This window comes from Vibrio cortegadensis (assembly GCF_024347395.1).
GTDB classification, from domain to species: Bacteria; Pseudomonadota; Gammaproteobacteria; order Enterobacterales; family Vibrionaceae; genus Vibrio; species Vibrio cortegadensis.
In genome coordinates this window covers 112074-137022 of the sequence record NZ_AP025473.1, presented here as the reverse complement: position 1 = coordinate 137022, position 24949 = coordinate 112074, and the positions used below count along the sequence as shown (strand labels likewise).

At 41.2% G+C, this 24949-nt stretch carries 24 protein-coding genes; 17 read left to right on the top strand and 7 right to left on the bottom strand.

Features of this window, described 5'->3' with window-relative positions:
* Positions 1–203 precede the first annotated feature (203 nt).
* The 4 genes from OCV39_RS15140 (at position 204) to tdh (ending at position 5770) form a co-directional block, all read left to right on the top strand.
* On the top strand, positions 204–1448 hold the full coding sequence (locus OCV39_RS15140; protein ID WP_113798318.1) for an MDR family MFS transporter: 1245 nt from the start codon (positions 204–206) through the stop codon (positions 1446–1448).
* Between the two features lie 434 nt (positions 1449–1882).
* On the top strand, positions 1883–3130 hold the full coding sequence (locus OCV39_RS15135; protein ID WP_261889912.1) for an SGNH/GDSL hydrolase family protein: 1248 nt from the start codon (positions 1883–1885) through the stop codon (positions 3128–3130).
* Positions 3131–3522: 392 nt separating this feature from the next.
* Positions 3523–4719: a glycine C-acetyltransferase gene (locus tag OCV39_RS15130; RefSeq protein WP_113798314.1), complete on the top strand. Its 1197-nt coding sequence runs from the start codon at positions 3523–3525 to the stop codon at positions 4717–4719.
* A gap of 19 nt (positions 4720–4738) precedes the next feature.
* Positions 4739–5770: an L-threonine 3-dehydrogenase gene (gene tdh, locus OCV39_RS15125; RefSeq protein WP_136995139.1), complete on the top strand. Its 1032-nt coding sequence runs from the start codon at positions 4739–4741 to the stop codon at positions 5768–5770.
* 110 nt (positions 5771–5880) lie between these two features.
* Here tdh and OCV39_RS15120 read toward each other — a convergent pair whose 3' ends face one another.
* Positions 5881–6918 carry a phage integrase gene (locus OCV39_RS15120; protein ID WP_261889911.1) on the bottom strand — a complete coding sequence of 346 codons (1038 nt, stop codon included), beginning with the start codon at positions 6916–6918 and terminating at the stop codon, positions 5881–5883.
* A gap of 223 nt (positions 6919–7141) precedes the next feature.
* Here OCV39_RS15120 and OCV39_RS15115 point away from each other — a divergent pair, with 223 nt between their 5' ends.
* Genes OCV39_RS15115 through OCV39_RS15105 form a run of 3 tightly spaced genes read left to right on the top strand, consistent with a single transcriptional unit; the run spans position 7142 to position 10615 of the window.
* Positions 7142–8059, top strand: coding sequence for a hypothetical protein (locus OCV39_RS15115; protein WP_261889910.1), 918 nt, complete (start codon positions 7142–7144; stop codon positions 8057–8059).
* Positions 8059–8511 carry a hypothetical protein gene (locus tag OCV39_RS15110; protein WP_261889909.1) on the top strand — a complete coding sequence of 151 codons (453 nt, stop codon included), beginning with the start codon at positions 8059–8061 and terminating at the stop codon, positions 8509–8511. Before OCV39_RS15115 ends, OCV39_RS15110 begins: the two co-directional genes overlap by 1 nt.
* Positions 8501–10615 carry an AAA family ATPase gene (locus OCV39_RS15105; protein WP_261889908.1) on the top strand — a complete coding sequence of 705 codons (2115 nt, stop codon included), beginning with the start codon at positions 8501–8503 and terminating at the stop codon, positions 10613–10615. The genes OCV39_RS15110 and OCV39_RS15105 overlap by 11 nt, the downstream gene beginning before the upstream one ends.
* Before the next feature lie 54 nt (positions 10616–10669).
* On the opposite strand, the gene OCV39_RS15100 is transcribed toward OCV39_RS15105, so the two are convergent.
* Genes OCV39_RS15100 through OCV39_RS15090 form a run of 3 tightly spaced genes read right to left on the bottom strand, consistent with a single transcriptional unit; the run spans position 10670 to position 13370 of the window.
* On the bottom strand, positions 10670–11140 hold the full coding sequence (locus OCV39_RS15100) for a DUF4760 domain-containing protein (RefSeq protein WP_261889907.1): 471 nt from the start codon (positions 11138–11140) through the stop codon (positions 10670–10672).
* A gap of 8 nt (positions 11141–11148) precedes the next feature.
* Positions 11149–12714: a BAR domain-containing protein gene (locus OCV39_RS15095; RefSeq protein ID WP_261889906.1), complete on the bottom strand. Its 1566-nt coding sequence runs from the start codon at positions 12712–12714 to the stop codon at positions 11149–11151.
* Entirely contained in the window at positions 12714–13370 is a 657-nt protein-coding gene (locus OCV39_RS15090; protein ID WP_261889905.1) for a phage repressor protein CI, read from the bottom strand. Before OCV39_RS15090 ends, OCV39_RS15095 begins: the two co-directional genes overlap by 1 nt.
* Positions 13371–13520: 150 nt before the next feature.
* Here OCV39_RS15090 and OCV39_RS15085 point away from each other — a divergent pair, with 150 nt between their 5' ends.
* The 9 genes from OCV39_RS15085 to OCV39_RS15045 all read left to right on the top strand — a co-directional run bounded on the left by OCV39_RS15085 (position 13521) and on the right by OCV39_RS15045 (position 19294).
* Positions 13521–13733, top strand: a complete 213-nt coding sequence (locus OCV39_RS15085; RefSeq protein ID WP_261889904.1) for a hypothetical protein — start codon at positions 13521–13523, stop codon at positions 13731–13733.
* Positions 13734–13844: 111 nt separating this feature from the next.
* Positions 13845–14387 carry a phage regulatory CII family protein gene (locus tag OCV39_RS15080; RefSeq protein ID WP_261889903.1) on the top strand — a complete coding sequence of 181 codons (543 nt, stop codon included), beginning with the start codon at positions 13845–13847 and terminating at the stop codon, positions 14385–14387.
* An 11-nt stretch (positions 14388–14398) separates the two neighbouring features.
* Entirely contained in the window at positions 14399–14680 is a 282-nt protein-coding gene (locus OCV39_RS15075; RefSeq protein WP_261889902.1) for a hypothetical protein, read from the top strand.
* A gap of 111 nt (positions 14681–14791) precedes the next feature.
* Positions 14792–15202, top strand: a complete 411-nt coding sequence (locus tag OCV39_RS15070; protein ID WP_261889901.1) for a hypothetical protein — start codon at positions 14792–14794, stop codon at positions 15200–15202.
* Entirely contained in the window at positions 15199–15603 is a 405-nt protein-coding gene (locus tag OCV39_RS15065; protein WP_261889900.1) for a hypothetical protein, read from the top strand. Before OCV39_RS15070 ends, OCV39_RS15065 begins: the two co-directional genes overlap by 4 nt.
* Entirely contained in the window at positions 15603–15833 is a 231-nt protein-coding gene (locus OCV39_RS15060) for a hypothetical protein (protein ID WP_261889899.1), read from the top strand. Before OCV39_RS15065 ends, OCV39_RS15060 begins: the two co-directional genes overlap by 1 nt.
* Positions 15830–16219 (top strand): helix-turn-helix transcriptional regulator, encoded by a 390-nt coding sequence (locus tag OCV39_RS15055; RefSeq protein WP_261889898.1) that lies wholly within the window; start codon positions 15830–15832, stop codon positions 16217–16219. The genes OCV39_RS15060 and OCV39_RS15055 overlap by 4 nt, the downstream gene beginning before the upstream one ends.
* Complete coding sequence (locus OCV39_RS15050) at positions 16219–18957, top strand: replication endonuclease (protein WP_390903262.1); 2739 nt, start codon at positions 16219–16221, stop codon at positions 18955–18957. The genes OCV39_RS15055 and OCV39_RS15050 overlap by 1 nt, the downstream gene beginning before the upstream one ends.
* 118 nt (positions 18958–19075) lie before the next feature.
* Complete coding sequence (locus OCV39_RS15045) at positions 19076–19294, top strand: hypothetical protein (protein WP_261889897.1); 219 nt, start codon at positions 19076–19078, stop codon at positions 19292–19294.
* Here the strand turns inward: OCV39_RS15045 and OCV39_RS15040 are convergent.
* Positions 19289–19540: an ogr/Delta-like zinc finger family protein gene (locus OCV39_RS15040; RefSeq protein WP_261889896.1), complete on the bottom strand. Its 252-nt coding sequence runs from the start codon at positions 19538–19540 to the stop codon at positions 19289–19291. The genes OCV39_RS15045 and OCV39_RS15040 overlap by 6 nt on opposite strands.
* A 292-nt stretch (positions 19541–19832) precedes the next feature.
* Here OCV39_RS15040 and OCV39_RS15035 point away from each other — a divergent pair, with 292 nt between their 5' ends.
* On the top strand, positions 19833–21461 hold the full coding sequence (locus OCV39_RS15035; protein ID WP_171755868.1) for a methyl-accepting chemotaxis protein: 1629 nt from the start codon (positions 19833–19835) through the stop codon (positions 21459–21461).
* Between the two features lie 528 nt (positions 21462–21989).
* On the opposite strand, the gene OCV39_RS15030 is transcribed toward OCV39_RS15035, so the two are convergent.
* A complete protein-coding gene (locus OCV39_RS15030; protein WP_261889895.1) occupies positions 21990–23024 on the bottom strand; it encodes a phage portal protein in 1035 nt (344 codons plus the stop codon).
* Positions 23024–24811 (bottom strand): terminase large subunit domain-containing protein, encoded by a 1788-nt coding sequence (locus tag OCV39_RS15025; RefSeq protein WP_261889894.1) that lies wholly within the window; start codon positions 24809–24811, stop codon positions 23024–23026. The genes OCV39_RS15030 and OCV39_RS15025 overlap by 1 nt, the downstream gene beginning before the upstream one ends.
* Positions 24812–24949 lie beyond the last annotated feature (138 nt).

Here is a 24949-nt window from a genome sequence, read left to right as displayed (position 1 = left end):
TATCGAACTGATGGTAATCGCTATTGAATAAATGAAATAAAAACAAGGGCTTTATTTATGATATTAATGATTAATACTGTTTTGATAGCATGAGTAAATTTATCCTTTATTTTTAACGTTACTTTTCTATACTGGCTAAATAGCATGCAAATGTGATGCATGTTGCACAATGCGGAATGGTTAGGTCGTTAAAGGGAGATTCTATGAGCAAAAGTGAGGACAGTTTATTTCAGCTTGAAAGAGTACAAAGGTTTAATTTTTCAGTGTGGACGGTATTGGTCGGGACATTAATCGCACGCACCAGCTTTTTTATGGCATGGCCATTTTTGATTGTCTTCTTGTATAAAGATTATGGGGCAACCGCAGTTGAAGTGGGTGGAATGTTGGCATCATCTGCCGTTGTAGGGGCGGTGACAGGGCTTTATTCAGGCTATATTTCTGACAAGTTTGGTCGGAAGTGGGTCATGGTGTGCGGAAGTTGGATCGCAGCCGTCGCTTATAGCGGAATTGGCTTGGCCAGTGAGGTTTGGCAATTTTATGTATTGATCATCATTACGGGACTGATGCGCCCAATGATTGAAGCGCCAGCCAAAGCTGTCATCGGTGATAATTTAGATAATGTAAAAGACCGAGAGTTGGCGTTGAACGTACGGTATTTTTTGTTAAATCTGGGTGGTGCGATTGGGCCGCTGATCGGTATTACCATTGGGCTGAGCCAGCCGCAAAATTTATTCTTTATTGCTGGGGCGACTTACGTTGTATACGGGTTTTGGCTTCTGTTCGGGATAGAGAGGCGAGGAGTGCATACAAAACCTGATTCATCGATGTTGCCCAATTTCTCCGCGACGCTCAAGGTTATCCGTAAAGACAATATTTTCGTTAAATTGATGCTAGCGAACTTCATTATGATGTTTGTTTATGCTCAAGTTGAATCATCAATTCCTCAGGTTATTGTACGAGCATCGACATCGGATGCTGCGCAAATTATTGCAGGCTTAGTACTCGTTAATACGCTTACCATTATTATATTCCAATTTCCGATGTTGAAATGGTTAGAACACATTCCACTGTTTGTTCGAACTCGAATAGGTATGGCTCTGATGGCTGCAGCTCAAATAGGTTTTTTAATGACACCTGCGGATTGGCCAATTGGGTGGGGAATTGCCTGTTTTGTGTTGAGTATGGGGGAGGTGATTGCATTCCCGACGCTAAATGTTCAGATCGACCGTTTGGCTCCTGCACATTTAAGAGGTTCCTATTTTGGAGCCGCAGCTTTGTATTCCCTTGGTTTTGCCATTGCACCTCTTGTCGGTGGGGTGGTGATTGAATCACTCAGTTCAAACTGGCTGTTTGGGGTCTGCTTCTTCCTCTGCTTAGTGATGATCTGGCTATATTGGCTAGCAGAACACAGTGAAGATAACGTAGAGAGAGAACCCATTACAACCTAGTACAGCTTATGGTTAGCAAGAAATATTATGTAGAGCCACGATTACGGATAGTGATTGTGGCTTTATTATATTATTGGCATGTTAGAAGGTTTCTAAAATATAAATTGATGAATTTTAAATCATGATTCGTGTAAAGATTCACGGCTTAAACGAATTAAGTTAACGTAGAACGGAATAATGAGTAGTTAATAAATTACTTATAAAGCATGTGCTTATATATGGTGTCGATATTTTTGCTCTTGAGTGTAGGTGTTCTTGTTTTATAAATGCCAAGAGTACAGGTTGTGATTGATAAATTGATCTTGATACCAGAACCAGATCAATTGCATACGTTTTGTATTGACTCACTAGAGTAATTGCTCAAAATTGAATCGTTACAAATATAAGGTTGTCTTATATTTGGTTTGTCATTTAATCATAAGAAGAAAGATACGATGAAAAAATTGACTATTCTACTTAGCGCAATATTGCCTTTTACTGTTACGGCGGCAACAGAAACCGTCGTTGTTCCTGAATCGATTACTGCGGCACAAGTCAGTGGCGTTCAAGGTAAAGAAACCTATACCTATGTGCGTTGTTGGTACCGCACCAGTAATTCACATGACGACTCTGCTTCTGATTGGGAGTGGGCGAAGAATTCCGAAGGTAACTACCTAAAAGTTGATGGATATTGGTGGTCGTCGACCTCTTTTAAAAACCTGTTTTATACCGATACACCTCAAGAACTAATTAAGCAACGCTGTAGCGAAACGTTAGGCATGGACAGAGAAAATGTCGATATGACCTATTTTGCGGCAGATAATCGTTTTTCATATAACCATTCGATATGGACCAATGATGCGGTGATGCAACCAAATCAGATTAATCGCATGGTTGCTTTTGGAGATAGCCTCTCTGATACCGGTAATATCTTTAATGCTGCCCAGTGGCGTTTCCCCAATCCGAACTCGTGGTTCTTGGGCCATTTCTCTAATGGTTTTGTATGGACGGAATACATTGCGAACGCAAAAAACTTGCCCCTCTACAATTGGGCGGTAGGTGGTGCTGCAGGGACCAATCAGTATGTTGCTTTGACTGGTGTTTATGATCAAGTGACGTCATACCTTACTTATATGAAGATGGCAAAGAACTATAACCCAGAAAATACTCTATTTACTTTAGAGTTTGGCCTCAATGACTTTATGAATTACAACCGTGAGGTTGGAGACGTAAAAGCGGATTATAGCAGCGCACTTGTTCGCTTGACCGATGCTGGGGCAAAAAATATTTTATTGATGACTCTGCCTGATGCAACAAAAGCACCGCAATTTAAGTATTCAACGACAGAAGAGGTTACTAAAGTTCGTGCAAAAATAATCGCTTTTAATAGTTTCATTCAAGAGCAAGCGGCTTACTATATTCTGCAAGGGTATAATGTGACGCTGTATGATACATACACACTGTTTGAAGAGTTGACGGGTAATCCGACTCAGCATGGCTTTGCAAATGCTAGTGACGCCTGTTTGAATATTAATCGAAGCTCTTCTATTGATTATTTACTGAGTCATAGCCTAACGAATGATTGTGCGGCAAATGGTTCTGATAAATATGTATTTTGGGGGGTTACGCACCCAACTACGGCAGCGCATAGATACATAGCTGATCAAATGCTAGCGAAGGGATTAGATCGATTTAATTTCTAATCTTTACTCTATTGCCAGTATCGCAGTTTAGATTTTGACCTCTTTTCTAGTGATTATGGATGTAAGCGATCTAGTTTTTAAATTAGGTCGCTTTTTTATTGGGTCTAGCCGGACATTATCTTCTCTATAGTTCACAATAAAATACGTCAGTAATGGTAAGAGGGAATGACCGTTATATTTGTGCCTTGAATTCACCAATGCTTTTCCACCTTGAGGGATAATCGAAATCAAATGGATGAACTACAATGATGACAACGGTTTTAGAGCAAAAGTGATTCAGCTCACACTATGGTTTTTTAGTAAATGTAAGCCATATAGCGAATGATTTTTGTCCCCCTACGAAAAAGTGACTCTAAAGTTACTATTCATAATAACTAGGAAGGAATTGGATAATGTCTTCAGCATTTTACCAACAGATTCAAAATCAAATTGAAGAAGTGAAAAATGATGGTTTATACAAATCAGAACGTATCATCACTTCAGCACAAAAAGCGTCAGTTTCTATCTCAACAGGCCAAGAAGTACTGAACTTTTGTGCTAATAACTACCTTGGTTTAGCTAACCACCCAGCCCTCATCGAAGCAGCAAAAGGCGGCATGGATGAGCACGGTTTCGGTATGGCTTCTGTTCGCTTTATCTGTGGTACTCAAGACTCACATAAAGTGCTAGAAGAAAAACTGTCTACTTTCCTAGGCAAAGAAGACACGATCCTATACACATCTTGTTTTGATGCTAACGCGGGTCTATTTGAGACTATTTTAGGCAAAGAAGATGCAATCATCTCAGATGCACTAAACCACGCTTCTATCATTGATGGCGTTCGTCTTTGTAAAGCGATGCGTTTCCGTTACGCGAACAACAACATGGAAGAACTTGAAGCGCAATTAATTGCAGCAAAAGAAGCGGGTGCTCGCCATACACTTATCGTAACTGATGGTGTGTTCTCTATGGACGGTGTGGTTGCGAACCTTCCAGCTATCTGTGACCTAGCGGATAAATACGAAGCACTTGTGATGGTAGATGACTCTCACGCAGTTGGCTTCATGGGCGAAAATGGCGCGGGTACTCACGAACACCACGACGTTATCGACCGTATCGATATCATTACTGGTACGCTAGGAAAAGCAATGGGTGGCGCATCAGGAGGTTACACATCAGGTAAGAAAGAGGTGATCGACTGGCTACGTCAGCGTTCTCGTCCGTACCTATTCTCAAACTCTGTTGCTCCTGCAATTGTTTCTGCTTCAATTCGTGTGCTTGATCTGCTTGCTGAATCTGGCGACCTACGCACTCAACTGTGGGAAAATTCTGCACACTTCCGTACTCGTATGGAAGCGGCTGGTTTCACTATGGGCGGTGCTGATCACGCTATCATTCCAATTATGTTAGGTGACGCAAAATTAGCAGCTGAATTCGCAGAGCGTGCGTTAGAAAAAGATATCTACGTTGTCGCGTTCTCTTTCCCTGTTGTGCCAAAAGGCCAAGCTCGTATTCGTACACAAATGTCGGCTGCTCATACTCGTGAACAGTTAGATCGTGCCATTGATGCCTTTATCCAAGTAGGTAAAGACATGGAGATCATCGCTTAATCAGGCGAGAGGAATAATTATGAAAATTAAAGCACTATCAAAACTAAAGCCTGAAGAAGGCATTTGGATGACCGAGGTTGAGAAACCTGAAATGGGTCATAATGATATTCTTATCCGTATTAAGAAAACGGCAATTTGTGGTACTGACGTACATATTTACAACTGGGATGAATGGTCACAAAAGACGATTCCTGTACCTATGGTTGTGGGTCATGAATACGTAGGTGAAGTGGTCGGCATTGGCCAAGAAGTTCGCGGTTTCGAAATTGGTGATCGTGTATCTGGCGAAGGTCATATTACATGTGGTCACTGCCGTAACTGCCGTGGCGGTCGTACTCACCTTTGTCGTAATACTACGGGTGTTGGTGTGAACCGTACTGGTGCGTTCTCTGAATTCCTTGTGATCCCTGCATTCAATGCATTTAAGATCCCGGCTGAAATTTCAGATGATCTAGCGTCTATCTTTGACCCGTTTGGTAACGCAGTACACACTGCATTGTCATTCGATTTGGTTGGTGAAGATGTGCTGATCACTGGCGCTGGCCCAATTGGTATCATGGCAGCAGCGGTTGCGAAACACGCAGGTGCTCGCCATGTGGTGATCACAGATGTGAACGAATACCGCTTAGAGTTGGCTCAAAAAATGGGTGTCACTCGCGCAGTAAACGTTATGAACGAAAAACTTGAAGATGTGATGGCTGATCTAGGCATGACGGAAGGTTTTGATGTTGGTATGGAAATGTCAGGTAACCCATCTGCATTTAACAGCATGCTGACGAACATGAATCACGGCGGTAAGATTGCGTTGCTAGGTATTCCACCATCAGATATGTGCATCGATTGGAACCAAGTGATTTTCAAAGGCTTGGTGATCAAAGGCATTTACGGTCGTGAAATGTTCGAAACGTGGTACAAAATGGCTTCTTTGATTCAATCTGGCCTAGATCTAACACCAATCATCACGCACCACTTCAAGGTTGATGACTTCCAAAAAGGCTTTGACGCTATGCGTAGCGGGCTTTCAGGCAAGGTTATCCTTGATTGGGAATAGATGATTTCCAGTTCTAAATAGTAAAAGGCGACAGGTAAAACTGTCGCCTTTTTTGCGTTTTAACCGAGGAAAACTGACTGAAAATGACAAGTGCCGCCACTTTGCCGCCACTAATTTTCAAGAGGGTTAAGGTGAACAGCTTGTATTAAATGTTCCGGTGCAAAGTGAGCATAGGCCATCGTTTGTTCAATTTTAGTGTGACCAAGAATACGTTGTAAAACCAAAATATCACCTTTGTTCATCATGAAATGCGAGGCAAATGTATGTCGTAGTACATGTGTTGCTTGCCCACTTGGTACATGCCCTGGCAAAGCCTTCTTAATGTAACGCCATGCATCCTTATAGCTTGTATCAAATATTTCATGACCGCTTACAGCAATGTCTAAAATCTCTTGATGTAGAGAAGAGGAAATAGGCACACTTCGATTTTTCTTACCTTTTGTTTCCGCGTAGGTCAGTTTGAATTCAGTGACCTGTGATCGAGTAAGCGTTAGCGCTTCGCTGATACGAGCGCCAGTTGCCAAACAAATCTTGGCAATCACGATAAGTTGAGGTATCGAAACTTTGATGACTCGGTTGAAACTTGCTAGGTTCGTGAAGAAATCGTTGATTTGCGGCTTAGTGAGGTAAGCTAAGTTCTTCTCGGTTGTCTTTATAGGGTCGATAGCTTCAAGTGGGTTGGGATACTTCCATTGATTATATTTAATCAGCTTCTTGAACATCCCGCTCAGGTAAACTAGTTCAAGGTTGTGTGTTGTTGGAGAAACTTCAATACTCTTATCTTTACCGCGATAGGGCACTCGCGTTGCCCGGTAGTTTAAGTAATCTTGCTCTTTAAGGTGGGATGCAATTGGATTACCGAGTTCCTCAATAGTTTTAGCGATTAAGTCACGCGCTTGTTTTCCTGATTTAAGCGTATGGCCATGCGTAGTCCACCAAGTCTCCAGAAGTTCACTCATTCTACGATGATCAGGCTTATCACCTAGCCACGGCTTATCATCTATCTGCTTCATTGTATAAAGTTCAAACGCGGTCGCTTCACCTTTCGTAGCAAAGCGTTTACGAATGCGCTTACCTTCACGCCCTTGCGGGTAGCATTCGCAAAGCCATGGTTTCTTGTGGTCGTCTTTTTGCTTACGGATAGACATTATGCTTGTTGTGTTATACTGTTTGTGTATACAGTATCCTGATTGGTTGTTTATTCCAATGTTTGTTTTTTATATTGATAAACAACATATCTAGGAGGTTAATTTTTGCAGTTTAATTCTCATATTTGAATAAGGTGTAAAGGCATCAAAATGTAACGTTTAACTGATGATAACTGAGGGCGTATGATGAAATTTATTTTCATATGATAGGTGCTCAAAAGAAATGATTCGTACTGATGTTGGCTCCATAGATGGTGATAAATGGGAAAGGTTGATCCAGTCTGTATTTAAGAAAAAATATGACACCTATCAAGACATGGTGGCTTCCCCTGGTGATTTAGGGATTGAAGGCTTTGTTCTTGATGAAGGAATCATGATTCAGTGCTACTGCCCAGATGAAGAGTACAGTGCAGGAATTCTTCATGAAAAGCAGCGTGACAAAATCACGACTGATATTAAAAAGCTCGTTAAAAATGAAGATGACTTGATCAAACATATTGGAGATTGCCAAGTTTCTCAATGGTTATTCATTACTCCTCGTATTGGTAAGCATGATATCTATGCTCATGCTAGAAAAAAAGAAGAGGAAGTGAAAGCACAAGGATTGGCGTTTATAGCTGATGACTTTCAGATTCTAGTGAAAGATTTAGATTATTTTGTTCAGGATATTAGACAGCAACAGGTTGTCAATGGCGAGCAACTTTGTTTTACAAGTGCGATCGGTGAAGTTATCACAGAGCCCGAGCTAACGACCAAGTATGATGAAAATATCAATGATAAAAACCAGGTTCGCAGTATCGTTAAAGAGGTATATAACCCTGCTGTCCATCACCGTTTTAATGAAATTACCAAACAGCAATATCTCGAAGGATACGATATTTTAAGGCGTATCTTCAATCAATCTCCTGAATTATATGAACGCATAGCTAAACTTGTAAACAATTTTGAAGATGAGGTGGAGGTCATGTCGATGACATGGGAAGAAAGTCCTCAAAAATTGGTTTCCTTAGTCGAAGGTAAATTAATTGGCCGATTCGAGAAGGAACCACATATTTCAACTATCGAGCATGAAGATTTAATGTCGATTACTAAACACATGGTATCGAGATGGATAGCAGAATGCCCAATGAGGATTGAGTAGTGAGCAAATTATTATTTAACCGGAAAAGGTCTGCTGTCATCCCGGAACTAAGGCCTATGTATAAGGTTGGAAAGTTACTTCTCATTTTAAAGCTTTGTTGTAGTGGTGGGAAAGCTAGTTTATTAAAGTTACACCTGTTTAACTGGGCAATGCTAGATCCACAACGATTGAAAGCCTTACAACTGTCAGCTGAGAAAAAAGAACTATTACTAGGTATTTGGGGGATAGACCCATCGCTTAATATGGCTTTGAGTTATGCAACCTCTGAAGGGTTACTTGCGAGAACAAACAATGGTGCATATCAGTTAACCGCTAAATCTGAAAACTTTATATCAGGTACCAAACTGGTTGAGTTGTTTGATCCAGAAGCTGGAGAGCTAAAATTGATAGCAAAAAAAATAACAGAAAAAATGGTAACTCAAGCCGCGAAAAGGTGGGTAGATGAAGTTTAATCAATTATTTGTAACGTTATCCGCTACAGACAATCAGGATTATGGGTATCGAATCCCATTCAGTGCAGGGCTTAACATCATTCGTGGTGATAACTCTTCAGGAAAAAGTACGTTTGTAAACTCTCTGATTTATGCCCTTGGTATGGAAGAAATTATTGGTTCTAAGGGAAGTGCAGCGCTACCGTATGCATTAAAAGATAGGTTTGACTTAGATGGAACGGAGAAAAGAGTTGTTAGCTCTACTGTTTATCTAGAATTAGAAAACAAGCGTGGTCAAGTCATAACTCTAAAGCGAGCAATTAAATCTGAAGATAAAGATACAAAACTGATTCAGATTATCGAAGGTGCTTATTTAACGGATCAATCATTATCTAACTTAAGAAGCCAATATACGTTCTTGCATGATGGCGGCTCTGCCCAAGATGCACAGCGAGGTTTTTTTGCTTATTTAGAGCAATTTTTAGGGTTAGAACTGCCTAGCTTATCGGATAATAAGGGTAAAGAAACAAAGTTGTACTTACAGTCTGTGTTCTCTGCTTTGCTTGTTGAACAAAAGCGGGGTTGGACTGATTATATCGCTAACATTCCATATTACGGTGTTAGTGGTATGAGAGAGAAAGTAGCAAGCTTTCTACTTGATCTTGATAGTTTTAGAAATACGAAAAAGCTTAATGAGCTTCAATCTCAACGAGCAAGAGTGATGAGTGAATGGTCAGAGTTTGCGACAGAAATAAAAATTTCAGTAGAAAATAAAGATTTATCAGTTTCTGGAATTAGTAAGGCGCCATCTGTAGATTTTGACCCTAAGCTAGTGGTAATCGGTGAGAGAGTTGGCGCGGAAGTAAAACCCTTTGATCAGGTAAAAGCAGACATCAGACAAGAAATATACGATGTTGCTCAAAACGAGAAATCTCAACTTGCAGATGATTCTCCAGACTTAGTTGCTAAAATTGAATCAGTTCGAGATAGAATTGATGAACTGTTACTCATGCAAAGTATGTGTGGAAGTCAAATCAAAATAAATGAATCTCAACTTGGGCAATATGTTGAAAGTCTAGAGAGTATTGATAAAGATTTAAAGGGGAATAAATTAACCAGAAAGCTTGTTAAATTCGGTATGGATGAATCTGAATTGGACTTTGCTAAGGGCAAATGCCATACCTGCCTGAACCCTATTGATGATATTTTGATATCACCAGATAGTGTAGCGATGCCGATGTCACTTGAAGAAAATATTACACATTTAGATAATCAAAGGAAAATGACTAAATCTTTATTGGACGGTCTAGCAAAAAATATAGAACGAGATAAAGGTCAGCTCATTACCATTAATCGAGAAGTTGTTAAGTTTAGATCCGAATTGCTTTCATTAAAGCGAGATATTAAATCTACAAACAATATCAAAGAAGCTGATATTCGAAAGAAAATTGTTATAGAAAACCGTCAAGCTGATCTTAAAAAACTTGAAGAAAAAGTTAAAGACCATATTGCAGCACTGGCTACTTTAGCCAAGCAATATAAGAAACTAAATGGTGATATTACGGTCTTGTCTAAGCATAGTTTTACTAGAGGTGACTGGGACAAGATAAACATGTTTTCTTCAGAATTTAAGTTACTAGCTTCCAAGTTTGGTTATCGTAGTGCTGAAGTTGACCAGATTGAAGTAAAAGCAGGAACGCTTCTGCCATATCTAGAAGATTTGGAACTTAGAGAGAAGCTAGAAACACCGTCAGAGGTTAAGAAAAGAGAAAATACGAGTACAACAGATATTAAGTCTGATTCGTCTGCAAGTGACTTTGTAAGGCTTATCTGGTCATATCTTATAGCTCTATATAAAACCTCGTCAACTGAAAGCGGAAATCATCCAGGGCTTATTCTATTTGATGAACCAGCTCAGCACTCAATGAGTACCAAAAGCGTTAATCAAATGCTTGATACTTTAGCAAATACACATGGTTTACAAAGTATTGTTGCGGCATCATTTGATGAAAACGAAGAAACCTTCAGTTCATCTGTTGCTGGGCTAAATGAAGGTAGCTTTAAACTCGTTCGTTTGCCTAGTAAAGTGATATGTAAACTTGACGCTGATTTCACTCAAAGCTAAGTGATGGCTGGGGACATTAGTAATAAAAAAGGCATCAATATGATGCCTTTTTTATTAGTTTCTGAGCTTATCTAACTTACCATATAGCACTTCAAATTCTCGAAAAGAACCACGCTCTTCTAATTGTTCTTCTCTAGCGATAATTAGTGGTGCATAAGCTATATAAGAGTCAGTAATCATTTTTCCAGCAAGTTTATTGAGTACTTTAAGATCATATATATCTAAATTAATACCAGTTGCAAGCCGTTCAAAAGCATTTAATCCTTTGCTGATATGTTCAATGTTAGGTGAGTTTAAATGAGTGAGTGCAATATCTCTGGTCCATTCTCCCTGATGGATTGATGTAAGGCTTTGCCTTGCTTCTATAAGGCTTGGCTGAACTGCTTCCCAATAATCAAGAGTTTTGATTCGCTTTTCTCTACGGGTTGTTTGCACATAAGTAACAGAACTTACAATGAATGCGACACCTGCGATAATCGATGCTGAAATGGTTGCGATGTCTGCGGCTGAAACTGAAGTTTCCATTGTTACTCCTATTTTGGTTTACGCCCAAACCGCTGTGAAACAGTCTTTGTTTGCCCATTGAGTGACTTGGCAATACCCACCGCTTCCTTCATATCACGGATGAAATCAGGGACATTTGACGTATCGGTTTTACCATTGTGAAAGCTAAAGAAGTTCTTGGCTAAATCTTGTTTAACCTCGGTGCGCTCTTTATCTGGTAAATCTGAAAGGTATCCTCGAATTGTGAGTAATTGCGTACCTCTCTGGCGATATAAGTTCTCTTTTGCTCGATGAACCGCAGATTCTTTAAGCATGTAGACTGCGGGTGAACTGATCAGAAGTACAGTCATGAACCGTATAGTGAATGCCTCAAGTGTTAGGTCACTAAGTGATTTTGGAGGTGTATCATTCCAAAGTGCTAACCCAAGGTATTCACTGAATAACAAAACAAGCACAAGGATTGAGCAATACATTGCAATTAGCCCACGGGTTCTTAATTCATTTGCAGTTTTTTCTTCCGCGTTAGCTTGAGTGATGGTTACGTCGGCGTCTTTCGCTAAGCCTACTTTCTCGAGTAGCTTATCCATATCAATACGCTTGGTTTCAAAAGCTTGTACTTCTGTATCAATACGCTTGTTAATTGCACCGATGTTTTGTGTGACTTTTTCATCAATTGAAGATAGAGCACTAGATTGAGCTTTCTGGAGCGCCATCATTCCATTTGATGAAGCATTATCAATTGAGTTTACAATTTCATTCCTAGTCTCTTGTGTAAACAGTTTGAGATCTGATTTTTGTATTGAGATCAGATCTTCTATTTCTTGTTGGGATTCACCAACTTTTTTTGTTAAATCTGTAGCTATGGCTTCTGCTTTTTGAATTCGAACTTGGATTCGATTTGTTGACTCTTCTTCAAGAATTTGGAAAAGCTCACTGATGTCAGAACGATGGTTTTTACTTTGATTTTCAGCTTTGTTAACAATTTGCTTAATATTATCTTCTGCACGACTTGCTCGGATATCTAATTCGTCACGAACCGATTGTAAAATAGAACGAATATTTTCATTTCCATCATCAACTCTGTTCTGGATAGCTCGCTGAGCTTCTTCGAATAAACGTTGACTCCTTTCCATCACTCGTTGCTCTAATTCAGAATCTAAATTAGCTAAATGCTGTTGAGCCATTTTGAGCTCATTAAGTGTGGTTTGTAGTGAAATTTCAGCCTGTTCTATTTTTTTTTGTTGTTCATCTGTCTGTGGATCGATGTTCTGAGTTCTAGTGTGTTCAATTGCTTTTTGTAGATCAGCTTTTAAGTTGGCTACCGCTAGGTTAACTACACTGTTACTGTCTTCTCGTTGGTTTTGAAATGAACCTAAAGCATTAAATAAGTTTTTCGCTATTGTACGGTGTATTTGATAACCATCGCCCTCATTTAAAGAATCTTCGAAGTTAGTCAGATTGTTTTTTAGTCTTGCGTTACTTTCGATAAGCAGTTCTTGAGACAACACTTTTTTTACAAAATTAACAGAAGAAACAAGTCGTTCAAATAGTTCTGGAGTTATCGGATATCTCAACTTTCCATTTCCATTCGCCATCACACCTTCTCCAAAACAACAGCTACACGCCCAACAACCTTAATGTCATCTTCAGATACTTCCATCGTGCTGTCACCAAATGCGATTGCCAGTTTATTCGGCAAGCGTTGAATTTGGTTGATAGATAATCGACCATCAATATCAATCAAGTATTCACCACTCACCGCATCGTTCTGAGACTGATCCACCAAGTAACGCGCTTGGTTAGTTTCAACTTCAATCGTTGCCAGTTCGTTTAAATCCCACCCATTAAAGATGCGCTTTGCATAAGGCATATCACCTGTAGGAAGTAGCTTGCCATTTGATAGGCAGTAGCTTTTCAAAATTACTATACCGTGCTGTAAATTCGAGCCATCAGCTACATCTTGAGTCTGAGTTTGCGGTAATGCAGGAATTTTGGAGCGATTTGGTAGCTTTGCACGTTCTTCTTCTGAAAGTGCAAGTTCTTCGATTGGTACTCCAAACTTCAAATGAAGTCTTACCATTAGCTCGTGAGAGGTTCGATTGTGCAGATTCCAGGTGCTGAATGTTTGTTTGGGTACATTTAGTAACTCAGCTAACTCTAAGAAAGTCTTACACTTTGTAATGTGCTTAAGGTTGTCGGTAAATTCTGAGCCCTTTAGATATTCAAAAGGCAGTACCTGATCTCTTTTCATCAAATTACCAATGGTTTTATCGCCTTAAACTTCAATTCGCTATTACAAATATCCAAATGGCGATCAATAATCTTTCTCGAACTCAGATTAACCGCCGACCAAAGCTGCATGAATCTGAATCCAAATGAACTAACGAGAGAGAATACCACTATGCTGACAATCAGCCCAGTCATACCCGCTCCATTCGTGACATATGAAGAGTATTCACGCGTCACAGGTTTACCCATGGGAACCATTAAAGACTATGTATCTAAAGGGAAAATCATTGTCAAAGAAAAAGAGCAGACCAAAGGTAAGCCATTTGTGAACATGGTTGCCATGTATGAAATTGCTGTACGTGAAGCAACCAAAAAGCTGGGTTGATTTGTGCGCATTTTTTCTTTGATTCCCACTAGAAACCATTGCCCTGTTTGGCTTTCGGTGATTGCGTGGGTAGTCATTTGTATACCTCCGTTCCTATAGAGATTGTTAATCATGGATGAACAAGTCGCTATGTGCGTATTACGTGAGCGCAAACAAAAGGCATTTGACGAAGTATGCCATGCGTTTCGAGCTACTGAGAATATGACGAACATTGCAAACCAAGCAGGCATGAGCCCAACAATGCTGCGCAATAAGTTGAATCCAGAACAGCCGCATGTGCTTAGCCCTGTTGAGCTTTTATTGATAACGAAAGCCAGTGGCAACCACACGCTAATCAATAGCCTTTTGCTTGACCTCGGAGTGGTAACGGTAGGGTTTAACCCTGAAGGAAGTGAAGAACAAACATTAGCAGCCAGAGCACTTGCCGCAAATGTTCATTCAGGAGATTTAGCGCAACAAGCGTTAGACCTAGGCGGTAGCACTCGCCTTACTCGTACTCATAAGCAGAGCCTTATTAAAACAGCACAAAGTGGAATTACCAACCTTGTGCACCTTATTACCGATTTAGAAAATCGCACAACTGGCGTAACCCCATTTTTAACAATGGGTGTGGATTTCATCGCCAACGGTGCGCCCATTCCAGGCTTAAGTTAGAGGAATTACCTATGTCAGTTGCCATTCAAACTTTAGATAACCCATGCCATCAGCCTTGCCCTGATATGCCGTTTCACTCTTTAACCAGAGAGCAAAAAGAACGTGGTTTAACTTTTTTACAGCGCACTCGTAACGAGCTGCGTGATCGTCAATTAGCTTCACTACGAAAAACTAGATCTCAGTTACTAGCTCAAGAAAAAGCAAGTAGCAGTATTACTGAGCAAATTCGTCTATCGAAACAGATTCGAAAGATTGAATTAGAGGCCAATAGCGTGAAGGAGCGCTGGTCTTAACCACCCGATTTACTAAGCCAACCTAGCCATTGGGCATTTTGCCCGTATCCCTCTTAATTTCTTAACCGATTGAGGGAGGGATTTTTTTATCCAAAATTTGAGGATTTGAGTATGAGTAGTCTCGAAATGCACCTTCTTGAACAGTCTACCGAGCTGATCTTAGAACGCTTTAAATTAAGTAGCACAGAGCAGCAACACGAATTGTTATGCCACTTGGACGCCATTGCAAAGAAACAGCAACCACTTGAAACACATCGTCCACAGTCAGAAGTGTTGGCAGATATTAAAGAAGCAATGGAATGTGAACGCGCCCGTTTCTTCTTTGGTCATTCATTCCCTAGCTGGTACCGCAGTGGTCACATCAAGCAAGTATCACAGCTTCATCATTGGGCAAACTTAGATATGAGCAATCGTCGTCTATTTCTTGAAATGTTGGCACTGCGCGATTTAGGCCATTTTGATGATGAAGAGTTGCACCAGTTCGAACAGTACTGTTTGTCTGTTGTGGGAGAGTCGGCATGAGCATCATCACCGTATTCCGCAAAGACTTAGAGCATGGCCTTCGTGGTGAAGGTTTTACTACTCGCAAAATTGAACAGTTTATTCGTGTATTCAAAACGGTCGAATCGAGCCAGGGCGAAATGCTTGAGCTTGATTCCATTCGCGCCATGTTGGTGAACGTAAATGGCACTGAACAAGGTTTATGCCTAGAAGATTTCATCACCGCTTGGTGGGTTTTCTGGGTAGTGGTTTACAGCCAATCTTCTGATGACCAATCAATGGAACTTCAAGCTTTAGGCGCAATCCGCGCACTCTTCTTTGTTTCTGCTTGCACAAAAAGCACTAGCCAAAACGCAACCATGCAAATGTGGTGGCGCGACTATGAGCCGGAACATGGCTACCCAACGTTGGAGGCATGCTGATGCTGAACTATGTAGCAGTAGCTTTAAACAGCGGTGGTGGTGTGGTTCGTGATGCTGAAACGTCTGAGGCTATGAATGTGCAGTTAGGTGAGTTCGACTCACCAGAGAATGCCATTGATTCAGCGTGTGAAACATTCAACTGCAAGCACGTAATGAATGGAGTGATCATTAAGGGCAACAACACTGGTGGTCATATGGTTTTGGATACGCAGGAGTTTAGTGAGTTATGACTCATCAATATGAATACCAAGGTGTTCGCGGTTTAAGTGCGATTTCTAAAGCTTTCAATATCTCTTACTCAACATTGCTTAAGCGGATTCAAAGAGGTTTAAGTATTGAAGAAGCCGTTAGCAAGCCTCGTTTCTATCAAGATAATCAATGCATTCACGTTTATAACGGTGTGAATGGAATTAAGGCGATCGCTGAATTGACAGGTATTTCAAAAGCGACGATTTATGCTCGAATGAAGCAAGGTAATACATTGAAAGAAGCGGTTGAAGGAACAAAGCAACCAACTGCCTTGAAAATGGCTGCGATTAGAAAGAACCAGGTTGGTGTTCGTAAACCTGATCTTATGTCACCTAATTGGGCTTTGGCGCTGGGGATATCAATCTAGTGTCAACCTACTACCAACCAGTTAAGCCACTGAGGTTTGAATATAAAGTCCCTTCATCACCTATTGATGAAGGGCTTGTTTGCGTTCCCCATAGTTACCAACCTAAAGAATTCGAACCAGATGATATGAATTTTATTGAGCGTGATTTGTACCTGCTCAACCCCTCTGATCATCAATGGCGAACAGACAATAAGTTCTTTAGTGATTTGCCCCTTTACCTAATGAAGTATTTTGCAAAACGATACAAGCTGACATTTCAGCAGAAAGGTCGTGACGCTGCGAATGTTTTTCTGCGTGAAAAGATGAAACCAGCAACCGCTCGTGTTCGCAAGGTTTTGGTGCATTACAAACAATTACCGACGACTCATAAGGTGGCTTCGCTTAGTGACGATTTTGCTGATGGAGAGCAAAACAACACTGAACAAAGCAACTTTTTCAAATCAAACGAACAAGTTAGTTTCGATTTTGAAACGCTAGAAAAGAACAGGAAACCAGTAAAAAGCCGCATCTTGGCTGAACTAGAACAAGATGAATTAAAAGAAATGGCATTTAAGCTTTCTTTAATCATCATTCGTTACCAAGCCACGCTTACTTCAAGTATTGAATGCGACACAGAAGAAGGCGAAAGCATGGCGGCGCTAATGGTTTACAGACAGTGTGCCAACTTGATAGACGACTTCGGAATTAAAGCACCAGGTACGGGTAAGAAGCTAAAGCCAGATAACATTTTTCAGTTCATTTCAAAAATGCGCTGTGATAAGTGGTGGCTTGGTCGCTTGGTTAAATCTCGCAAAATTATGCGTGAACACTTAGCTATCGCAATGGGCCAAGTGTCTTCAAAAGCTTCGCCTTATGCTTCATGGGACTGCATTCGAGAACATAAAGAACAACAAAAGCGTAACTGGGAAGCGATTCAAAATATGAGCCTGTTTGATGAAGAAACAGGTGAAGAAGCTGATCTTGCCGATATGGTTTTGAAAAGCGTGTCTAACCCAGCTATTCGTCGCCATGAATTAATGGTGCGGTGCCGTGGTTGTGAAGACATTGCCGCATCACTTGGTTTGCAAGGTTTGTTCTTAACGTTGACCACTCCTGCTCAATTTCATAACAGCTACAAGAAAGGTGGCTTCATTGACCATTGGAACGGTGCAAGCCCACGTGATGCACAAGCGTACTTAAATAATGTATGGCAGCGTATTCGCGCCAAGCTTGGTCGTGAAGAGATCCGTTGGTTTGGCGTTCGCGTAGCTGAACCTCACCATGACGGCACACCACACTGGCACTTACTTCTTTGGGTTAAGCCAGAAGAAGTGCTGCGTGTTACCGACATTTTCATTCGTTACGCTGTTAAAGCCGACATGACTGAGTTGCTACCGAAAAAGCAATGGCCGTCTGTTGATAGCTTCGTTAGAACAAACACAACAGAAAACCCATTCAAGGTTTACTCAAAAGTGTATGCGAATAACTTCCCTGTGAAGGTGAAACGCAATTGCCCAGAAGTGTTGATCCCAGACTCAGCGCAGCGCTTTCCTATTGCTGAAAAAACGCTAACCACTTTAAACGTGGATTATTCAGCCCGTTGCGATGTTGGTTTTATCGACCCAGAGCAAGGCACAGCAACAGGCTACATTGCCAAATACATTTCTAAGAACATCGACGGTTTCAAAATGGACGATGAAGTGTCCGACGAGACTGGCAAGCCAGTAAAAGACATGGCGAAAAACGTGAGTGCTTGGAAAAGCCGTTGGAACATTCGCCAATTCCAATTCTTTGGTGGTGCTCCGGTTACGACATATCGAGAACTACGCCGTTTTGCTAGCCAAAACAAAAAAGCCTTTATGGAATATGTGTTCATGCAAGAGCGTGGTGATCTGCAGGCTATTTACGGCATGTTGAATCGTCACATCTATGGCCCTGTAAAACCAGCCACCGCACTGACTAATGCAGAACTTGTTGAGTTTATCGCGGCTAATTATGAATCACGTATCAATACCAAAGCGGCAAGCGTAGCGGGTACGTTAAAAGCTGCCGACCATGGTAACTGGCAAGGTTACGTTATGGGGCAGGGTGGTCCATTCGTTAAGCGTGACGATTTATTGATCACAAATTCATACAAAGTCCTTCCGTTTGCTTCACCGCATGGGGAGGACGTTCGCAAAATTGAGGGCTTTCAAACACCGGAAGAGGTGGTTAAAACTCGCATTAAAACTTGGACGATTAAAAAGAAAACAAAAGAAGATGAAAACGTTGAAGCGGGGGCTTCTGCTCTTGATCTTGATCTTGCTCTTCCTGACAGCTCTGCTGTCTCTCGGAGTTCTGTCAATAACTGTACGCACCCACAGAAAGTACAGATTAGCGATCAGCTTAAGCGGCTATTAGAACCTTACTCAATTAATGGAGGTTTACCTCCAAACATTGATGAAGATGCACTAACCGCGCTGCTAAAAGGCAGTTCAATTCGTATCGATGATGAAACCAGTATAAGAATTCGCCCTGCGGAGGTGAATGAGTACGGCAAGAAACGTCCAGCGCAGCTAGTAGAGAAGTACGAACCCAAGCCAGATTTAAGTTGGTTAGATGATTTCGAGGCTAAACCACCTGAACCTCTAACCGGAGAAGATGAAGATCATGAATATGAGCAGCCAGATTTATCAGAGTTCAGCACCAGTAATCGGCAACGTAAATCATGGGCGGCGTATCGGAGCATTATTGCTACAGAAGAATGGCCGTTGGCGTAAGTGGCAGTGATGGCACTATTAAGTTAAATATAAGATGCGTGAAACATGTCAAAAAACACTTGTAGATTGCTGTATGAATATACAGTATTATTTCTGTGTCGTTGGTAGGGGTATTTGTATGTCTGATAAAAAAGAACTGTTTCAACAATCACTTGAGGTCATTATTGATGGCATGTCGATGAGTGATGCTCGTGAAGGTAGCGCACAGGTAGGGTGCTACTTAGTGGGACTGTTAATAGCAGACAATAAAGGTGAATTAGACGCAGATAAAATAAAGGCCATTCAATCGATAATTGGAATGGCCGCAGAAGCAGAAAGCCCAGCTTTTCATTTATAGCATCGATAGCTGTTGTTGGAGCTCTTGCCGCTGTTCTGGCGGTAGGGCTTTGACTAGGCTAAACGCTAATTGAGAAGTTGTTTTAGCTGAAGGGCTAAGGGTACGACTAAAGCTAAGGTTCATCACAAAGGTGTGGCCACATTCGGGGTCACTACAACTACAATATAAGTCGCTATAACTCGCTGAAATACGGTTTGATTTTTGTATGCGACTTTTCTCGCCACACTCGGGGCAAACTACTCTCATATGACACCATGAACCTATTTGACTGACAGGTTCATAGTACTAAATTATGGTGTGTTTTTATACTGCGTAATATGTGTAGAGCTTTTACTCAGTAAATGTGTAGAAAAAACCACCATATTTCTAGTGAAAAGTGGTCAATTGTATCACTTTGACACTAAATTGATGTTTATCTAACAAGTAATCGATTACTTTGTGATCGATTGGTGAGGGTAACGGTTTTCGTTCTCATTATATGATTTTTAAGGTAGGTATTACGCCGTTAGTCATGGCGTTAATGAATGTGGAGACATTAATGAGTATTAAAGATTTAAGTGTAGTAAAGAAAATTTGGTTGAGTTATTTAGCCGTTTTTTTGGTCTTTTCAGTTGTTGCTGTAGTAATGATGTCGAGTTTATTATCTCTGAATAAAAATACAGCGATGTTAACCGATAAAAGTTTGCCGTCGGTGGCATTGCTTAAAGGCATTCAAGTTGATATTACAAAAGTTCGTAAAGATGAATTTTCGCTTCTGCCAAATGCAAAGCATCCCAAGATTGCGGAATGGATAGAGGGGCTTGAGCAGTGGAGGAAAAATGTTCAACAAGGTATTTTGTCGTATGAAGCTCTAGCGCTGAGTGAACAAGAAAAGCGTTCTTTTAAAGTATTTAAAGACACATGGAATAGTTATATTTCCGAAACGCAGCAATATAATTCTTTACTTGCGCAAGGTGATGCAGAAAAAGCCAATGAAATTGTTTTATCTAGTTTTGCGACATATGCAAAAGCTCTTAATAGTTTAGACGATACGCTTAGCTTAAATGATGAGCTTATAAGTAAGATAAAAGCGGAAGTACAAAGTGAATCTCAGTCGACTCAACTTACTGCTGCTGTTGGTTCATTAGTCATTATTTGTATGATAATTCTTTCATCAGTTCTTTTATCTCGAGTAATTTGTAAACCGGTTAATCGAGCATTGTGGTTTGCTTCTCAGATAGCTAAAGGTCAGTTGAATAATACAATTGATGAAAAAGAGTTAACTAAAGATGAACTTGGAACTTTGCTTAAAGAGTTAGTATTAATGCAGAACAACTTGCATTCTTTAGTATCAGAAGTTAGTGATTCAACAATTCAATTAACAGCTGCAGTGGAAGAGGTGAGTGCAATATCAGCTCAAACGGCTTCAGGAATGCAAAATCAACAATTAGAGTTGAGTTCTGTTGCATCAGCTATGACAGAAATGCAGGCTGCAGTTAACGAGGTGGCACAGAATACAGAAAGTGGAGCAACCTCAGCAAACTCAGCAACTGAAGTTGCAAAGCACGGAACCGAGATTTTAAATAAAACAATCCAAGAAATCGATAAGGTCACTAAAACAATACAAAATACAGATGAATTAGCGAGTGATCTAGAAAATAGTTCAAGTAGCATCAATGTGGTTGTTGATGTTATTCGTGGTATTGCGGAACAGACGAACCTATTAGCACTGAATGCTGCAATAGAAGCAGCCAGAGCTGGAGAGCAAGGGCGAGGCTTTGCTGTGGTAGCTGATGAAGTTCGTTCTCTGGCTCAGCGAACGCAAGAGTCTACAACTCAAATTGTCGATATTGTTGAAGATTTACAAGAGAAAACTATCAAGATGGGAGAGGCAAGCCGGGAGTGTCAGAGTGGTATCGCTACATGTGTTGACCAGGTGAATGAGGCTGGAGAACAAATTGATATGATCGAACATTCGGTAGAGAACATTGCGCAGATGAGTACTCATATTGCAACAGCTTGTAGTGAGCAAAACTCAGTATCGGAAGAGTTGAATCGAAGCGTTGAACATATTAATTCGGCATCCTCAGAAATGGCAGAAGGTACTTCACAAACCGCTATAGCGTGTCAAGAAATCAGTAGCCTAGCGCATAATCTTCAATCGAGGATGGGAGCGTTCAAGTTATAGGTATTACAGCAATACTGTTTAATTAAGAGTTATAAAAACGCCTGCATTTCTCTGCAGGCGTTTTTTGTTTATGGTAATGAATGACAACGTCACGGAAAGCACGCTTGCGTGACGGAAAACGCACTCCTCCTCCCCACCTGCGACGTTTTTGATCTCATTTTTTCGCAATTTTATTTCAGCGAAATTAAGCCACCTCATAAAAGCATCAACATGCCGCGAGCCCTTTAGGAATAAAGGGGCTTGCAGAGAATTATCCCCTCTGAGAATGGCTTTAATTAGGGCTAACAAAATTGCGAAGAGTGCAAAAAATTGCAATAAATTGAAATTCTGATGATCACAAAAGATCTCTTTGCTTTCGTAACTTGTTGATTTTATGTATTATTTGTATTTTGCGTCAGATTTTCGAATGATCTCTTTCTGTTTTTAATGATCATTTCAGATGTGCGTCAGCCCTTATAGGGTAAGGGCTGACGGGAATTGAAAGGCTAAAACAAAATTGCAAAACGTTTCACGGTATCATTGAGGGTATTACGTGGCCTCATTGTCTAAATCGAATTCAAAATGAAGGTTCTTTGGCACTTCTGGGTCGTTATTCACCGCATCCATGAACATTTGGCAAGCGGGTATCACTTCGTTTTTGCTGTAGACATAATCAAACTTAATCGGGTCGCCACGAGTACCACCATTTGGGATGATCGCGGCCAGTTCCACAGGGAACCGATGCCCGGTGATCACTTCTTGCGCTGTTACATTCTTAATCTTCTCGTATTCATCTTTGGTGGCAATGTCCCCAACAGGGATAAGTTGAATCCCTTTCTCATTGCCTCCTGGGATATTAATAAACATCGAGCGAAAGTTTCCCACACCACGGCTTGAGGCCATCTTGGTTTTTAAATCATCTTCATCTTCTTTGCTCAAGTTTGGGTCGGTCGCGTAAAAGATAAAGCCCATATGCAGACCGTTCTTGTAGTAACGGCGGCGGAACGTGGTGGAATCTTGGCTCAATAGCGCTGATTGAACGCACCCTAAATAATCGGGGCCACCATAAACTTGCTGAACTGGGTCATATTGCTTAATGAATATGATGTCTTTTTGTTTGTAAGTACGCTGCTTATTCTCCCGCTCAAGAAAAGCAAAATCGCCGTTTTTACGTTTGCGAATGTACATAGTAGGAACAGGCCAAAGCCCAACGACTTTGCCTAAATAATTACGCAGCTTAAGCAGGGCGGTATCACCAAACTCTAAATAATCATGAACGGCGGCTTGTACTTGTTGCTTTTGCATTCCACCTTTTACAAAGCGACCTGAAATCATATTGCGGCGCGCCATTAAAATGGATCCATGGTAAGCATTGGCTCGGGTCAGCTTATTTAATCCCGTCCTATCGAGTGGTGGCTCCCAGTAATCATCCTGGTCATTGTAGAAAAGTTCGTTGTAATCGTAGTTGGTAAAGTCTCTATCCATCACTTCAGGTGAGCCAAAACTAAACATGATGCTTTCTTCATGGTTTGATTCTTTGGCTAACGTGTCTTGTATGGATAGGTCGGTTGTTTGCTCAGTCATTAAGTTGTCTGCCAAGTTGATTTGCGTTTTTCAGAATGGTCTAGAGGTTCATTGATGCAAGCGTGAGAAATCGCCCAAAAGGCATCAGCGTGACCCGTTAACTCGCTGCGCTCTGCTTTGAAAGTCATGTTATTTCCGCTGTTAGTTGTGGCGCGTTTAATAGCCATGAACGCCATGGCAATATCTTTGTGCTCGGCATCAAACTGGATGCGGTTAGCTTCAACCACATCAATCATTTTCATCACTAAGCGGTTCTTACTTTCATTGCTGTATTGAATGGCCACGGTTTCTCGTGGGTGCTTCTTCTTGATCAAGTCAAAAACACCGGCACCAATGCCCGTGGTATCGATGCCTAAGTAACTGACGTTGTAACGTTCGAATACCTTTGAGACTTGCTGCGCTTGGTATTGGAAATTCAAACCACGCCAATAATGTTTTTCAAGAATGCGAAACTTCTCGATGGCAACAATCGGTGGAGCCACGACCACCAGGCAAGCATTGTCACGGGTTCGACTTGGGTCATAACCAAGCCATACCTCACGGCCTGAAAAGGGGTCTTTGTCTCTTGGGTTAAAATCTTGCCATCGACTGATATCCACCATGGCTTTTTCAAGTGCTGAGAATTTGAAGACGGAAGTGGCGCCATCGACAAATACACACATGAACAGGTTTTCAAAGTCGTCCTTGCTGTATTCATCACGCAGCTCGTCAATATCGAAAAGTTCACAACCGCCAGCTGCTGCATCTTCGATGGTCACGACATAGCGCCACTGTTTGTCTGGGCAAAGCCTGCCGTTATCTCGGTATTCATCAAATGATGGAAATTCAATGTTGGTGCGAGTATCACGACCTTTACGCCATTGGTCACCCGTCCAAAAAGTATAAGCCTGATGAGTTTTAGCGGAAGGCGTCGAGAAGTAAGTTTTGCGCCAGTTTTTGTGCGTGGCCATGGCCGAGGCAAGTTTGTTCAGCTCATCGAACTTGGGGATCCAGAAGTACTCATCCACATAAACATGGCCATGGTAACTCTGCGCGGTTTTTGAATTGGTCGATAGAAAACGCAGCTCAGCGCCGTTCGATAAGATGATCGGGTTGCCGGTTAATTCTATCCCTAGAAACTCAGCCGCAATCGCAATAATGTAACTGCGAAAGACTTCGGCTTGAGCGCGAGAAGCAGAAAGAAAAATCTGGTTATCGCCAGTTAAAATGGCGTTCTCTAGCGCTTCACCACTGAAGTAGTAAGTCGCCCCAATCTGACGGGATTTGAGGATATTACGAATACGTTGATGCAAGTTGTCACGCATCGTGAGTTGGTATTCAAAGAGCGAGTCATGCCAGGACTTAAAGTTTTCTTCACTCAGCTCAGAGATATTATTTTTGCCTTTCTTCTTTTTCTTATCGTCTGATTGAGTCGTGCGTGAAGATTTGCCGTTTGATTTTGATTTCGGCTTAGAAGACGAGGGTGGCTGTTGTGTGTTGGAATGCTCAGTGTTTTGCTTTTCTTGAGAGCGGAATTTCTTAAGGTGTACGTGATGCTTGATAAGTCTATCAAGCATATCGAGCTGGCCTTTGGTTGGGCTTTCCAGCTCTAACAAGGTTTCAATTCTACGCGCTATCGACTCATCAATAGTTTGCTCGCGCAGCATGTCACGCCATCCGTATTTGTCAGCCCAGTGATAAAGAATACGGGTGCTGTTCAAACCTAATTCGGAAGCGATTTCTTTGGGTGTCCAAGCCTTTAAATAAAGCGCTCGGGCCGCGTGTCGTGTTTCGGGAGTATATGCCATGAGCCAATCATACGCGCAGGCAACCCCCTAAATTGCATAGCAAAATTCGGATGCGTTCGGATATAGCCTGTATCCGAATTGGTCGGAATTGAAGTGGCTGAAAGCACCGATTCAAAGGCGTATTGTTTGAGTCCAGAA